The sequence below is a fragment of the Streptomyces sp. NPDC096324 genome, assembly GCF_044763015.1.
Lineage (GTDB): Bacteria > Actinomycetota > Actinomycetes > Streptomycetales > Streptomycetaceae > Streptomyces.
The window spans coordinates 307,916-321,239 of the sequence record NZ_JBIWFK010000006.1 but is presented as its reverse complement, the minus strand read 5'-3'; the positions used below and the strand labels follow the sequence as shown (position 1 = coordinate 321,239).

Annotated in this window: 14 protein-coding genes and 1 pseudogene; 10 read left to right on the top strand and 5 right to left on the bottom strand. The window is 69.6% G+C overall.

The window, feature by feature from the left end; all coding sequences use genetic code 11:
* Nucleotides 1-74: 74 nt before the first annotated feature.
* Nucleotides 75-496, top strand: a pseudogene (gene tnpA / locus ACIQ7M_RS18470) (IS200/IS605 family transposase); the annotation flags it as partial.
* 102 nt (nt 497-598) lie between these two features.
* Here tnpA and ACIQ7M_RS18465 read toward each other — a convergent pair.
* From ACIQ7M_RS18465 to ACIQ7M_RS18455, 3 genes are all read right to left on the bottom strand, one after another.
* Nucleotides 599-1,162: a PQQ-binding-like beta-propeller repeat protein gene (locus ACIQ7M_RS18465; RefSeq protein ID WP_403645220.1), complete on the bottom strand. Its 564-nt coding sequence runs from the start codon at nt 1,160-1,162 to the stop codon at nt 599-601.
* Nucleotides 1,163-1,183: 21 nt separating this feature from the next.
* Nucleotides 1,184-2,098, bottom strand: a complete 915-nt coding sequence (locus ACIQ7M_RS18460; RefSeq protein WP_403645217.1) for a MerR family transcriptional regulator — start codon at nt 2,096-2,098, stop codon at nt 1,184-1,186.
* Nucleotides 2,099-2,392: 294 nt separating this feature from the next.
* A complete protein-coding gene (locus tag ACIQ7M_RS18455; protein ID WP_403645214.1) occupies nt 2,393-3,208 on the bottom strand; it encodes a DUF427 domain-containing protein in 816 nt (271 codons plus the stop codon).
* A 398-nt stretch (nt 3,209-3,606) separates the two neighbouring features.
* Here ACIQ7M_RS18455 and ACIQ7M_RS18450 point away from each other — a divergent pair, with 398 nt between their 5' ends.
* The 6 genes from ACIQ7M_RS18450 (at nt 3,607) to ACIQ7M_RS18425 (ending at nt 9,297) form a co-directional block, all read left to right on the top strand.
* The gene (locus tag ACIQ7M_RS18450; RefSeq protein WP_386976754.1) at nt 3,607-4,146 is read left to right on the top strand and encodes a toxin-antitoxin system, toxin component; all 540 of its coding nucleotides are present in this window, start codon (nt 3,607-3,609) and stop codon (nt 4,144-4,146) included.
* Between the two features lie 3 nt (nt 4,147-4,149).
* Entirely contained in the window at nt 4,150-5,361 is a 1,212-nt protein-coding gene (locus tag ACIQ7M_RS18445) for an MAB_1171c family putative transporter (protein WP_403645211.1), read from the top strand.
* Nucleotides 5,362-5,440: 79 nt separating this feature from the next.
* Nucleotides 5,441-6,676, top strand: a complete 1,236-nt coding sequence (locus tag ACIQ7M_RS18440; RefSeq protein ID WP_403645208.1) for a hypothetical protein — start codon at nt 5,441-5,443, stop codon at nt 6,674-6,676.
* A gap of 103 nt (nt 6,677-6,779) precedes the next feature.
* Nucleotides 6,780-8,177, top strand: coding sequence for an FAD-dependent oxidoreductase (locus ACIQ7M_RS18435; protein WP_403645205.1), 1,398 nt, complete (start codon nt 6,780-6,782; stop codon nt 8,175-8,177).
* A gap of 26 nt (nt 8,178-8,203) precedes the next feature.
* Nucleotides 8,204-8,770 carry a GNAT family N-acetyltransferase gene (locus ACIQ7M_RS18430; protein ID WP_403645910.1) on the top strand — a complete coding sequence of 189 codons (567 nt, stop codon included), beginning with the start codon at nt 8,204-8,206 and terminating at the stop codon, nt 8,768-8,770.
* Nucleotides 8,771-8,883: 113 nt separating this feature from the next.
* Nucleotides 8,884-9,297 (top strand): pyridoxamine 5'-phosphate oxidase family protein, encoded by a 414-nt coding sequence (locus ACIQ7M_RS18425; protein WP_403645202.1) that lies wholly within the window; start codon nt 8,884-8,886, stop codon nt 9,295-9,297.
* A 159-nt stretch (nt 9,298-9,456) separates the two neighbouring features.
* On the opposite strand, the gene ACIQ7M_RS18420 is transcribed toward ACIQ7M_RS18425, so the two are convergent.
* Together ACIQ7M_RS18420 and ACIQ7M_RS18415 are read right to left on the bottom strand one after the other, a co-directional pair.
* Nucleotides 9,457-10,287: a transglutaminase-like domain-containing protein gene (locus tag ACIQ7M_RS18420; protein WP_403645199.1), complete on the bottom strand. Its 831-nt coding sequence runs from the start codon at nt 10,285-10,287 to the stop codon at nt 9,457-9,459.
* A gap of 95 nt (nt 10,288-10,382) precedes the next feature.
* The gene (locus tag ACIQ7M_RS18415) at nt 10,383-11,462 is read right to left on the bottom strand and encodes a DUF6215 domain-containing protein (RefSeq protein WP_403645196.1); all 1,080 of its coding nucleotides are present in this window, start codon (nt 11,460-11,462) and stop codon (nt 10,383-10,385) included.
* Between the two features lie 175 nt (nt 11,463-11,637).
* Here ACIQ7M_RS18415 and ACIQ7M_RS18410 point away from each other — a divergent pair, with 175 nt between their 5' ends.
* From ACIQ7M_RS18410 to ACIQ7M_RS18400, 3 genes are all read left to right on the top strand, one after another.
* Entirely contained in the window at nt 11,638-12,078 is a 441-nt protein-coding gene (locus ACIQ7M_RS18410) for a VOC family protein (RefSeq protein WP_403645193.1), read from the top strand.
* A 194-nt stretch (nt 12,079-12,272) separates the two neighbouring features.
* Complete coding sequence (locus ACIQ7M_RS18405; RefSeq protein WP_403645190.1) at nt 12,273-12,635, top strand: MazG-like family protein; 363 nt, start codon at nt 12,273-12,275, stop codon at nt 12,633-12,635.
* Between the two features lie 150 nt (nt 12,636-12,785).
* On the top strand, nt 12,786-13,307 hold the full coding sequence (locus ACIQ7M_RS18400; RefSeq protein ID WP_403645907.1) for an SMI1/KNR4 family protein: 522 nt from the start codon (nt 12,786-12,788) through the stop codon (nt 13,305-13,307).
* The last annotated feature ends 17 nt before the right edge of the window (nt 13,308-13,324 follow it).

Here is a 13,324-nt window from a genome sequence, read left to right as displayed (position 1 = left end):
GAGCCGGGCACGGTGCCCGAACTGCCGCTTGATCAGGGTGTTGTGACTCACAATCGAGAGCCTACCGTTGGTTTATGTCACCGCGCTGGAACCCTCATCCCGATGTCAGAACCGGTCGCCATGTTGTCTACAACCTGCACGTTCACTGGTTTTTGTCGCGAAGTACCGGCGGAAGGCGTTCACCGACGCCATGCTGACCCGCACAGAAGAGATCATGCGGGAGGTCTGCGCCGACTTCGAGGCCGAGCTGAAGCAGTTCAACGGCGAACAGGACCACGTCCACCTGCTCGTGCACTACCCGCCCAAGGTCCAGCTCTCCAAGCTGGTCAACTCCCTCAAGGGCGTCAGCTCCCGCAGACTCCGCCAGGAGTACGACAGCCACGTCCGCCCGTACCTGTGGGGTGGACACGTCTGGTCCGGCTCCTACTCCGCAGGATCATGCGGCGGGGCACCCCTGACCGTCGTCAAGCAGTACATCGAAAACCAGCAGCGCCCCGTCTGGCCGTCACCCCGAAGGCGCAGAGCACTCCGGCGCTTCGCGCCTCCGGGCCAAGGATGGCCTTCACCCCCACCCTGAAGGGCGGAGCACTGGCCAAGATCAGAGGTAGACCCGTCCGTCGGCGATGCTGAGCGATCCGAACGAATGGCCCGCCGCGGCTCGGCGTTCCCAGGCACGCTTGCCGACCTGTGTGTCGTAGGCCGTCAGGACGGTGCTGTGGGCGCTGTCCCGAGGTTCGTCTCCGGCGTCGTTGATGATGACGCCGTCCTGTGCCGACGTGGGAGCCCAGTCGTCGCTGGTGAATTCGGCCCGCGGTTCGGCACCTAGGTCCTGGAAGCCGTGCTGTGCGAAGTCGGTGCGCCACCGTACGCTCCCGGTGCGCAGATCGATGCCCACCATCCTCCCGTCGTCGAACCAGGCCACCACCGTGTCGGCCGACACCTCGACCGATGGCATGTCGGCGTCGTCGTCGCGCCGTTCGTAGCGCCAGTACTCCTTGCCAGTACGGCCATCAGGAACATCCTGACGCGCCGCTCCGCCACCGGGTCCGGTTCCCTCAGCAGACCCAACTCTCGTGCCACCCGCGCTCCCCCGCCGTGAACCGGCGGAACCCCGCGATCCGTCGGCCCGGTGATCTTCTCGCCCCGCCTCCGCACAGGACAAGGGACGGAACAGGAGGGACGCTCAGCCCGCCTCGCGGGTGACCTGGTCGTCCAGTGCGGCGCGGAGCCAGTCGTGGATGGCGCCGGGGGTCGGTTCGGGCGAGGCGGTGATCTCGGCGGTGAGATTCCAGTAGTGGTCGATACGGGGGTCCGCGGCCAGTCGCGCGCTGAGCCCGCGGCGGAACGCGGGCGTGTCCCGCGTGTCACGGGAACGGGCGTAGGCGGCGACGAAGCAGTCGAGCGCCTCGCCCGCTCGTGGTGACGGCTCCGCGCGCACCTGCGGTGACGCCAGCGCGTACGCCTCGACGAGACCGTCGTAGAGCACGGCCGGACGGCCTCCGTCGGGCTGGTGCGCCGCGGGCTGTCCGTTGTCCGTGCCGGGGCACGGGGCGGTGACGAAGGCGTGCAGCCGGGTGAAGGCCAGTACCTGGGCCGGTGTCGGACCTTCCGGGAGGTGCGGGACGGAGTGTTCGACGATCGCGGAGACGAGCCGGGCCGGGAGCCGCGGCGGCAGCCAGCGCCGCCAGAAGCGGGCCAGCGGTGCGGTGCTGGGCGGGACGGACACGGTGCCGATCAGCCGCAGGCGGGCGGCGCGTTCCTCGGGGGCACAGTCCTGGAGCAGTTGGAGTGCCGCTTCCCGCCAGCGCAGGGCTGTGAGCCGTGAGCCGATCTGCCGCAGTTGCCCCGCGACGACCTCCTCCAGCGTGTCGTCCTGGTCGAGGATCCGCTCCACGTCGGGAACCGGCAGGTCGAGGGTGCGCAGCGAGCGGATCAGGCGCAGCCGGTCGAGCGCCTCGGGGCCGTAACGGCGGTGGCCGCCGGAGCTGCGGGCGCCTTCGGGCAGCAGGCCCCGGTCCGAGTAGAAGCGGACGGTCTTGACGGTGACTCCGGCGCGCTCGGCGAGCTCTCCGATGCTCCACGGGGTGTCGGGGGACACGGACTTGAACCTCCCTCAGGGGGAGTTCCTACCGTACCGGCGAGCACGGAGCGCCGGTACGTCCGGCCTGTGGAACCCGGGCCGCTGTCGAGGTGATCGACGTACCCCTCGGCCGGCACGGTTTCGAGACGACCGGTCGTTCCGAGCAGGCCCGCCGTGCCGTGGAGCACGCGACGCGGTCCGTTCTTGGCCACCTGCGAGACTGATCGATCGCCGCTCCCGCCGGGGGCGATGACGGCAGTAGTCGTCACGGCCCTGGGTCGAACGATCCGCGTCCGTTCGTGAACCGCCGCCTCACCTCCGCGTCTGCTCCGAGAGCGCTCGGGTGAAGGGGGTGACGGGGCGCTCCAGGGTTTCGCCGTCGACGGTGATGTCGACCGCCTCGTTGTAGAAGGACAGGAGATCCTTGATGGGGCCCACGGCCGGCAGCGGATCCGGGTAGCTCCAGAGGATGTTCGCCGGGGCGGCGGCTCCGCTCCGCGACGACCAGTAGTCGGCCCGGCCCTTGTAGGGGCAGCCGGTGTGGTGACCGGTCGGGACGAACAGGTCCATGCGGACGTCCTCGCGCGGGATGTAGAACCGCGTCGGCAGTGCCGTCTCGAAGAGCAGGACCGGGCGGACCGTGTCGGCGACGAGCGTGCCGTCGATCTCGACCCGCACATGACGGCTGCTCGCCATGGCGTCCACCCGTTTGTGCGGGTCGCGCGGGTGGATGAAGATCTCTTCCTCCTCCTCGTACCAGTGGTCCAGGCCTCGGCCGACGCGGCTGAACCACTCGAAAGCGATGTGTCCGGCCAGGTCGGCGGCGGGGAACGTCCAGGCCGCGTTCTCCAGGAGCTCGCCGTCGAGGTCAAGGTCGTAGAAGATCCGTGATCCGGTGTGCGTCCCCGTCGCGGGGTTCTTCGCCGGGCGGAGCAGGTCCTCGCGGACCTCCTCGCGCGGGAACGCGTACAACGGGACCGGCACGGCCGGCTCCCACACGAGGACGGGGTGCCTGCTGTCGACGACGGTCACCTCCCCGCGCCGGGCGCGCACCCAGCGGTCGCTGGGTTCCCACAGAAGTCCCTCAGGGGTGGTCCGGACGGCTCGCTCGGCGGGGAATGTGGTCATGACCGGTTCTCCTTCGGATCTCCCGGGCGGTGACTCGGCGAGGTGGGCACGGTCGTCCTCGTCCCTCGCGACCGTCCGGGGGCCGGACATCCGCGGGCGCCTGTCCGCTACGGCCGCCGGAGCCGTTCCGGCTACCTGGACGACGGCTGAATCCAGTCATCCGGACCAGCACTCACGGGTCTGCTTTTATCGGACTTGTTCAGCATCATATGCCCCATCGCGGGGCCGCCTTCGGATGGTTGCGCGTGCACGGCAAGCGCGGGTTTGGCATATTGCGTACGGAGGCTGACCGTGCCGTCGGCCCGGATCGGCACCGACCTGAACAGAGCGAAGAACGCTGACACGAAGCCGCAGGCTTCTCGCACTTCCTGGGGAGAACAGTGCGCAAGGTAAGGGTCATGCGTCGTCTCGTCGACGAGCTGGTCGCCGGTGTCGGACTGCCGGTCCCCTCGGAGCCCGACGCCCTGTTCGACGCCTTGATCCGCCAGGTCGGCGCGCGGACGGGACGCGAACTCATCGTCCTCCGCAAGGAGTTCCCGCATCGGACGGCCAGTGGCCTCTGGCTCGATCTGCCCGACCGCGACATCATCGTGATCGACGAGCGTGCGACCCCGCTCCATCAACTGGCGATCTTCTTCCACGAGGTCTGGCATCTGCTCGACGGCGCGTGCGGCAACCACGCCCTCGGCCAGTCCGTGGCCACCCGGATGCTGGCCGCCCGCCCGGATCTGCCCGAGCTGGACGAGACCGTGCGCAGGGTGGCGGCGCGCACCGAGTTCAAGCACAGTGAGGAGAGGGCCGCCGAGATGTTCGGCCTGCTGGCGGCCACGCGGTTCCGCGTCTGGCTGGAGAGCGAGCCCGGCAGCGTGCCGACGGATCGCGGTGACATCGCCGGACGCATCAACGCGTCGCTGGGAAACCGTCGCCGGCAGGTCTGACTCGTGGACTCCTTCGACTACTACGTACCCGCCGCCGCCCTGTGGATCTGCTTCGCCGTGAAGCTTCCGGATCTACGGAGGGCCTGGCGTGACCCGCTCGTCCGGTCGGTCTGCGTCGTCATCGCCGTGGGAGGCGCGGGATTCTTCTTCGCGGCGCCCCCCACGATCGCCGCCGTGAACGACATCAGCGGGGTCCCCAACGCCTCCAGTCTGCTCGTGTACATCATCATCAGCGGATTCAGCGCCTCCTGCCTGCTGCTGATCGTCCACTGGCGCGGTGGCTCGCCCGAGCACGTACGGCGGGTCTCGCGCTACTGGCTCCTCGGGTACACGCTGGTCGTCGCCGCCCTGGTCGTTCTGTTCGGCCTGGGTGACACCCCGGTGGAACGTCGAACCGACTTCGACACGTACTACGCGTCAGCGCCCTACATCGGCGAGATGATCATGCTGTACCTGCTGGCGCACATGACCGCCGCCCTCGTCACCACCATGATGTGCTGGCGCTGGGCTCTCCAGGTCCACGGCTGGCTGCGTGCCGGGCTGTGGATCCTGTGCGTCGGCTGGCTGCTGAACCTCTCCTTCAGCAGCCTCAAGCTGGCCGCGGTGGCCGCTCACCGGACCGGCCGGGACTGGGACGTGCTCAGCACCACCTTCTCTCCCCTCGTCTCGGCCATGGCCGCCCCGTTCGCCATCGTCGGATTCCTGCTGCCCCTGGTGGGGCCCTGGGCGGTCACCACCGGACGGACGCTCGTCGCCTACGTACGGCTCGGGCCACTGTGGGACGAACTCAGCGGCGCCAGCCCCGGTACGTCCCTGGCCGCGCCCATCCGCTGGTACGCCTCGCCCCAGGTCCACCTGACCCGGCGCGAGGCAGGCATCCAGGACGGGCTGAGCCTCGTACGTCCGCAGCTCGACGACGACGTCCGCGCACGCGCGCAGTCGGCCGCCGAAGCCGCGGGCGGTACCGGCCCGGAAGCCGCTCTCATCGGTCAGGCGGCGATGATCCGCGCGGCCTCGCAGGCCACACGCCAGGGCCGCACCCGTGCACCGCGCGTTCCCGGGGACTCGGCAGTCCCGACCGCGCGTGGCGCTCTCGTGGGGGTGTCCCGCGCCCTGCGCAGCTCACCCGTCGTGGCCGCGGTCCGCACGGATTCGACGGTGTCCCCCCGCCCTGCCGTCAAACACGTCGAGGATGGCGAGAAATCACCCACATGAGTTCATCCGCCGCTCCAGCCCCGGGGCCCGAGGCCGCCGTGAGCCCGCACGTGGGCCATGCCCGAAAAGGCCGTGAGCGATGAACGGCAGCGGCTTGGTGTTCTACGTCCCCGGCGCCGTCCTGCTGATGGCCGTCGCGATCAAAGTCCCCTCGCTGAGGGGAACATGGCGCGACCCTGTGATGATGCCCAGCAGCGCGCTCCTGCTGATCGGCTCCGCCGTCTGCCTGTTCTCCGCGCCCCCGACGATCACCGCGGTCAACGCGTTCACCGGGATATCCAACTTCTCCGGACCGCTGGTGTACTGCGGCATGTCCGCGCTGAGCGCCTCCTACCTCGTCCTGATGATCGCGTGGCGGGGCGGGCCCCTCCCGCGACTCAAGCGGCGGATGCTCCTGGTCATGGCCCTCTACGCATCGGTGATCGTCGGGATCGTCGTGCTCTTCGGACTGGCCGACGCGCCGGTCGAGCGGACACGGGACCTGGACACCTACTACGCCAGCACCCCGTACATGCGCGAAATGATCCTGCTGTATCTGGCGTTTCACACGCTCGCCACCGTCATCCTGACGGGCATGTGTCTCGGCTGGCTCCGGATGGTCTCCGGAATCACGCACACGGGCCTGACCCTGATCGTCATCGGCAGTTGCTTCGACCTTTCCTACCAGGCAGCCAAATACGCTTCCTTGGGAGCCCGTTGGACCGGCCGGGACTGGGACTATCTCAGCACCGAGGTGTCGCCGCCGCTGGTCGCGCTCGCCGGTGTCCTGGTCGCCACCGGCTTCGCGCTGCCCCGCCTCGGCCCGCCCCTGGCGGACAACGCGCGTGCCTGGAACCGCTACCGGCTCCAGAAGCCGCTCTGGGCGGAACTGCGCGAGCTGCGCGGTTCCGCGACGGCGGAGTTCCGCTGGTGGACCTCGCCCGTGGTGCGGCTGACCCAGCAGGAGATCACGATCCTGGACGGCATCCTGGCCTGCGGGCCCTTCCTGGACATGGAGATCCGTGACGCCGCCTACGCCGAGGCACTTCGCCAGTCGGCCGCGTCGGCGGAGTCCGGCCCCGCACGGCAGACGGTGCTGGAGGACGCGAGGGTGGTGGCGGACGCCGCCATGCTGGCCGCCGCCCGCGTCCATGTGACGGGTCGTCACAGCTCGTACCGCACACCCGAAGTGAGTCTGCTCGAAACCGTGGAGCGACCTCACACCAGGGTCAGGCTCGCCCGGGCCATCGAGACCTCGCCCATCGTCGCGGCAGCCCGTCGGCGCGCGGCGCTGCGGGACGTACGCCAGGACCGATCCAAACCGCCCTGGTCGTGAAGGTACGTTGTTCCCCCCGCAGTTCGAACTCCGTGCCCCTGACAGCGACTGTCCGTCAGGGGCCGTCACGGCCGGACGGCCGTCAGAAAGGGTGCTTCCGCCAATGCCCGAGAGAACGTCCGGTCGTCGGCCTGCCGCTCTCGTGATCGGAGGAGGGATGACCGGCATGCTCGCGGCGACCGTACTCTCCGGCCACGCGGACGTCACGGTCATCGAGTCCGACGTCCTGCCCCGCCTGCCCGCCCCTCGCAAGGGACTGCCTCAGGCCCGCCATGCGCACCTGCTGTGGTCGGGTGGGGTGCGCGCTCTGGAGGATCTGCTGCCCGGCGTCACGGATCAGCTCGTCACGCTCGGCGCCCGCCGCGTGCCGATCATGTCGGGCATGGTCAGCAAGGCGCCCTCCGGGCAGTGGTTCAGGCGGTTCGAGAACGCCCACCACGTCAACCTCGTGTGCAGCCGCGACCTGCTCGACTCGACGATCCGCGCCGAAGTCCTCCGGCAGCCCGGTGTGACCGTGCGCGAGCGGACCGAACTCCTCGCCCTCGAAGGCGACGCCGACCAGGTGACCGGGGTACGTGTACGCGACGCCGACGGAGAGGAGACCCTCTCGGCCGACCTGGTCATAGACGCCACCGGACGCGCGAGCCGGGCACCGGTCTGGCTGACCGACCTCGGCCTGCCGCCGGTCCAGGAGAAGGTCGTCGACGCCGGGGTCGGCTACGCCAGCCGGATCTACCGGGCTCCGGCCCCCACGGGCGAGGAGTTCCCCATCGTCAACGTGCAGGCGGACCCCACGCGGCCGCCCGGCCGGGGCGGCATCATCCTCCCCATCGAGGAAGGCCGGTGGCTCGTCACCCTCTCCGGCAGCAGGGGAGGCCGGCCCAGCCGCGACAACGCCGAGTTCGTGTCCTTCGCCCGCTCCCTCCCCCATCCCGTCATCGGAGACCTCCTCGCCCAGGCGGAGCCGCTCACTGACGTCGTCACCACCCGCAGTACGGCCAACAAACGGCGCTACTTCGAGAAGTTGCCCAGGTGGCCGGCCGGCTTCGCCGTTCTGGGGGATGCCATCGCCGGATACAACCCGGTGTACGGACACGGCCTGACGGCGGCCGCGCAGAGCGTCCTGGAGCTCAGGAAGGTGCTCGCGAGGCGTGGCATCGGCTCCCCGGAGACGGCCAGGCTCATCCAGCGTCGCGCGGCACGCCCCGTGGGGCAGGCCTGGGATCTCGCCGTGGGCCAGGACGCCCTCTACCCGGGTGCCACGGACGAGGCGCCGAGCAGGCTGGAACGGGCCGCCACCACGTTCATCGACCGCGCCGTCGACGCCGGCGCACGCAACCCGCACGCCCTGCGGGCACTCCTGGACGTCATGAGCATGGAGCGGCCCCCGGCCCGGCTCCTCGCACCCGACATGCTCTTTCGTGTCTTCCTCGGCCGGAAGAAGCCCCTGCTGGACGGTCCTCCGCTGACGGAGGGCGAACGGAAGGCCGCAGGTCTGTGACCACTCCGCTCGACAGTGTGACGATCATGACTGACTGGGATCTTCGTCCGGCGTCGCTTCGAGACGTCGAAGCGGTGGTCGAGTTGCGTGCGGTGGTGATGCGGCCGGATCTGGAGCGGCTCGGGCGCTATGACCCGCATCGCGTGCGCCGGCGACTGCGGGACGTGTTCGACCCGGCCCACACCTGGGTGATCGAGGTCGGTGGCGCGTTCGCCGGGTCCGTGGCCCTGCGGCCGGCGGAGGACGCGCGATGGTTCGAGCACTTCTACCTGGCGCCGCATCTTCAGGGGCGCGGTATCGGCTCCGGCGTGCTGAGCGAGCTGCTGGAGCGGTGCGACCGCGCCGGTGCCCGGGTCCGGTTGAACGTACTGCGGGGCAGTCCGGCCCGGCGGCTGTACGAGCGGTACGGGTTCACCGTCGAGGCGGAGGACCCGGTGGACGTGTTCATGGTGCGCGAGCCGTTGCCGGTGGCTGAGCAGGGGCCAGTGGCCAAGCCCGGGCCAGTGGCCTATCCCCCACGGGTGGGTGGGGCCGAGCCGGTGGGCGATCCCCCACGGGTGGGTGGTCCCGGGCCGGTGGGCGAGGCCGGCTGACGAGGGCGGGAGCGGGGTGCCGGGCCGTCCGGCACAGGGCAGGCCCTTCGGCTCCCCCTCAGTAGGGCCGACCGGCCCTATTCGGTCTCTGTGCGGGGAGGGACGATGGCTGGATGTCCCAGGAAGACACGTTTCACGAACTCGACCGGCAGGAGTGCCTCCGCCTCCTGGCGAAGGTCCCGGTCGGCCGCGTGGTGTACACCCGGCAGGCCCTGCCCGCGGTCCTCCCGGTCAACTTCTGTCTGGACACGGACGACTCCGTCGTGTTGTGCACCTCGTCGGACTCGGAGCTCGTCCGCGCGATCGACCGCGTGGTGGTCGCCTTCGAGGCGGACGAGTTCGACGCCCAGACCCGGTCCGGGTGGAGTGTGGTCGTCACCGGCCGTGCCACCGTGGTGACCGACCGCGCGGAGCACGAACGGCTGGCGCAGGTCGGCCCGACCTCCTGGATGCCGCTGCGGAGCGCGGTCTTCGTCAGGATCGAGTCCGAGATGGCCACCGGACGTGAGCTGAGGGGACCCGCCTGACGCGGTCGCCGCCGACCGGACCGTGGCTCCCCCTCGGTCCACAGCCCCGGCACCCGCCTCTGAACCCGGTACGGGCCCAGCGCCTGCGCGGTGTGCGCGGCCGCCTTCGGTGCTGTCGGTGCCGTCAGCGCCTTCGGTGCCGTAGCCGAAGCGGGGGGATCACTTGATCATGTGCTGTGGAACCGCGAGCTCCTCGTCGGCGAACAGATCGGTCAGAGCGGCTGGATCTTCGGCGACACATGCCGCGGCGGCCTTGTCGATGAGCCGGTCGTAGTCGGGTCCCGTCTTGCCCTCGTAGGCCTCGGTCATCCGGCCCCACTCGTCCCAGGGCAGCATTTCCAGCTTGCGGAGCGCGGCGAGGTCGCGGACCGCGTTGCCGCTGATCTCGGCGGGCCCCCAGGCGTGATCGGTGCCGGACACCCCGAACCGCTGTGGATCGATCAGGCCCTCACGGTGCCGTATCCACGCTTCGCCGCCCGTGAGGAACTCGCTCGGCGCGAGGTCTTCCGGGCGCTCGGCGAAACCGTGCCCCAGATGTTCGGTGTCGACGCGCACCCAGCGCCGTTCGTCCGCGTTCCAGTACTCGGTGATCCAGTGGTCGAGTCCACGTCCCTCCTGGAAGCACATGCCGAAGCCGCACCTGGCCCGGGAGGGGATGTTCCGGGCCCGCAGGATCGCGCAGGCGAGGGTGGCGAAGTGACGGCACGTCCCCACCACCCTTGTCTCCGGTGTCCGGGCAAGGTGCAGGGGAGCGGGGTCAAGCGCCGTCAATGTGGCGACCAGTTCGCTCACCGTCCGGATGTTCTTCTCCGCGAGCCGCTCTGAGGAAAAACCGAGGGCGGCGGCATCGGTCGGCTGGATGACCAGGCTCTGTACCGCGGCGCACATTGCGACTGGATCGTCCGGCAGGCCCCCGATGAGCCCGAGTTGGCCGGAGGCGAGGAGAGTGAGCGGACCGGGCCGGGAGTAGTCGAACGTGTCATCGGTCATGACGGTGGATCGTAGAGGGCCGGTGTGACACCAGGACCGGACGGTGTCGCCCGGCCTGGTGCGCACATCCGTGGTTCAGCCGAATCGCCGGCGTGTCATCGGGCGGGTCGTTCGGGGATCTTCGGAAGGACCTTCTCGGCGATGGAGAGGAGAGCGGTGTCGCTCGGGAGCGCACCGGACTCGCTCCACACCGTGATCTCGCAGTAGCCGCCTCGGTCACCACGGTCCAGGGCCACGGACAGCGTCCTCTCCAGGGGACCTTGACCGACCGGTCCGCCGGATCCTCCGTCCCCGCCCAGATTGATCTCGATCTTCATGGTGTGGTCCGTGGAGAAAACCGCGGACCGACCGCGAACCTTGACCGTCTTGACGTCGCTCTCGTCCCCGTACTTCATCAGCTTCACGTACTGGTCGATCGACAGGTCGTTGTAAGTGGCCGAGACATTCACGGTGTACGTGTCGAAGTCGATCCGGGCCTCCGGCTGGGCGACCTTCCCATCGGTCAGAGGCGCGGTGTTGTCGCTGCCGGAGGCCGAGGTCGCCTTCTCACCAGGCGTTCCAAGGAGCATGGCCAGGTCCGGCCGGAGGACCGCGTTGCACAGCTCCTCACCGGTCACGGGCTGGGGTTTCTTGTTGTAGACCTTCGGCGGTTCTTCGTGGGTCTCGTCCGAACACGAGGCAGGCGGCGTAGCGTTGACCTCTTCGGACGGCATGAAGCGCGGACCCAGCCAGAGGATCGCCCCGAGTGCGCCGAAGAGGGCCACGGCGCCGACGGCCTGGGCCCATGCGTTGTGGTCCTTCTTCGAAGCGCCCGCGCCGGGACGCGAACCGGTTCCGGCCTGAGCCTGAGGCAGGGGCTGGGGCAGGGGCTGGGGGTGGACGGCGGCTTGGGACAGCGCGGCCTGGGGCTGGACCTGAGCGTGTGCGACAGCATCGACCGTCGCCCCACCCGCGGAGACCGCCGGGCTCGGGTTCCGGCGTGCGCGCAGGGCCCGGACCACCCCGCGGACACTTATCGCGGCGAACAAGAGGAACACCGAGCCGAGACCCGCCGCGACCAGATCCCGCTCGGTCACGGCGAGATACATGATGCGTACGCCGAAAACGGAGCAGACCACGATGAGCAGGGGTTCGCGGACCCAGAACGGCAGGAGACGGATGAGGAAACCGAGCATCCGGCGATTTCATCAGGCCAAGATCAGATTCGCCATGACGGAGGCCACAATTCCGGGCATGTACAGGACCAACGAAGCGAGAGAGGCCAAAGGGCGGCACGGACCGGCTCGTACGATCCCGGTGCAGGCGGGTCGACCCCGTGCTGCCCCACTTCGGTTCGTTAGGCTCAGAGTCATGGCTATTCAGCGGATGGACAACGTCGCCATCGTCGTCGACGACCTGGACGCGGCTGTCGCCTTCTTCACCGAGCTCGGCATGGAGCTGGAAGGCGAGGCGCAGATCGAGGGCCTCTTCGCGGACCGCACCGTCGGACTCGACGGCGTCCGGAGCGACATCGCGGTCATGCGGACCCCGGACGGCCACAGCAAGCTGGAGCTGACCAAGTACCACACCCCCGCGGTATCCGACGCCGAGCCCCGGAACCCGCCGCCCAACACGCTGGGCCTGCATCGCGTCATGTTCGCCGTCGACGACATCGACGACACCATCGCCCGTCTGCGCGCCCACGGCGCCGAACTCCTCGGCGAGGTGGCGCAGTACGAGAACGTCTTCCGGCTCTGCTACCTCCGGGGCCCCGCGGGCATCATCGTCGCCCTGGCCGAACAGATCGGCTGACGCGACCTGCCTCGGCCCTCTGTCCGAGCGAGGCCTTGTCCGAGCAGGTCTTGTCCGAGCGAGGCGGCCCGCGGGTGATCCGCCGGACCGCACCAGATCCTTGACCTTGTCGGTGCGTTCGCCGCCGAGCTCTCACCGCCGAACCCGACCACCCGGGGGCGCCGACCCGCACCCCCTGAAGGAGACACCACGCCGTGGACGGCACCGTCTGGGACACCATCGAACAACTCGCCCGCCGCTTCGAGGAACACGACACCGCGCTGGGCCTGAACCAGGCGGAGCAGTGGAGCCTGCAAGTGCTCAAGATCGCGGAGGAGACCGGGGAGGCGTCCCAGGCCGTCATCGGAGCCCGTGGCACCAACCCCCGCAAGGGGACCACTTCGTGGGACGACGCTCACGCCGAAGTGGCGGATGTGGTCATCACGGCCCTGGTCGCCCTCGCCCGTATGCGCCCGGACGACGCCCCGGAGTACCTTGCCCGGCATCTGGCCGCCAAATCGGCCAAGTTCCTCTCCCCCGGTCCCGTGGCGGTCCCGGCTCCGACGGACCCGGCATGACGGACCGACGAACAGACATACCGCACCACCGGTCGCCCGCAGTACGAGGCGGCCACGACATGACGACCGACTGGACCGCGGAGGCCAGACGTATCGCTCGCGGAAGGCGCTTCGACGAGCTCAGCGCTCCAGCCGCGGGGCCGGCCGCCGCTGTCCGAAGCGGAGATCCGTGCCGCGGAGGCGGAGTTGGGCATCACGTTCCCGGACCAGTACCGCGCGTATCTGCTCCGGCAGAGCGCCGGCAGTACGGTGAACCGCCTGCGCCGATCCGCGGCGGGATGGGGCTGGCACGGGGACTCGAGCACCAACTACGCCCTGCTCACCTCCGACTTCCCGCATCCCGACTCCTATCGTGCCTACGAGGATGAGCTGGACGAACGCGAGCCGCAGGCCCAGGACTTCCCGGATCACGACGCCTACCAGGCGGCCTGGGACCAATGGGACGCCGAGTACGAGGTGTTCCAGGAGCGCAAGACGTCCGGCGCCGTCTTCATCCAGGAGAACGGCTGTGGTTTCTCGACCCTGCTCGTCGTCACCGGTCCGCACCGGGGCTCACTGTGGTTCGACGGCCGGGCCACGTGCGACCAGATCCTTCCTCTGAAACTGGACGGCCGCCCCGTGTCGTTCACGGACTGGCCGGCCCATCACTCGATGGATCTGGTCCAGTGGTGACCACGGCCGACCCGGCA

Coding starts and splice junctions, on each gene's coding strand:
- ACIQ7M_RS18455 (WP_403645214.1), bottom strand. CDS start 3,208: ATGACCACATTCCCCGCCGAGCGAGCCGTCCGGACCACCCCTGAGGGA.
- ACIQ7M_RS18450 (WP_386976754.1), top strand. CDS start 3,607: ATGCGTCGTCTCGTCGACGAGCTGGTCGCCGGTGTCGGACTGCCGGTC.
- ACIQ7M_RS18440 (WP_403645208.1), top strand. CDS start 5,441: ATGAACGGCAGCGGCTTGGTGTTCTACGTCCCCGGCGCCGTCCTGCTG.
- ACIQ7M_RS18435 (WP_403645205.1), top strand. CDS start 6,780: ATGCCCGAGAGAACGTCCGGTCGTCGGCCTGCCGCTCTCGTGATCGGA.
- ACIQ7M_RS18430 (WP_403645910.1), top strand. CDS start 8,204: ATGACTGACTGGGATCTTCGTCCGGCGTCGCTTCGAGACGTCGAAGCG.
- ACIQ7M_RS18425 (WP_403645202.1), top strand. CDS start 8,884: ATGTCCCAGGAAGACACGTTTCACGAACTCGACCGGCAGGAGTGCCTC.
- ACIQ7M_RS18420 (WP_403645199.1), bottom strand. CDS start 10,287: ATGACCGATGACACGTTCGACTACTCCCGGCCCGGTCCGCTCACTCTC.
- ACIQ7M_RS18415 (WP_403645196.1), bottom strand. CDS start 11,462: ATGCTCGGTTTCCTCATCCGTCTCCTGCCGTTCTGGGTCCGCGAACCC.
- ACIQ7M_RS18410 (WP_403645193.1), top strand. CDS start 11,638: ATGGCTATTCAGCGGATGGACAACGTCGCCATCGTCGTCGACGACCTG.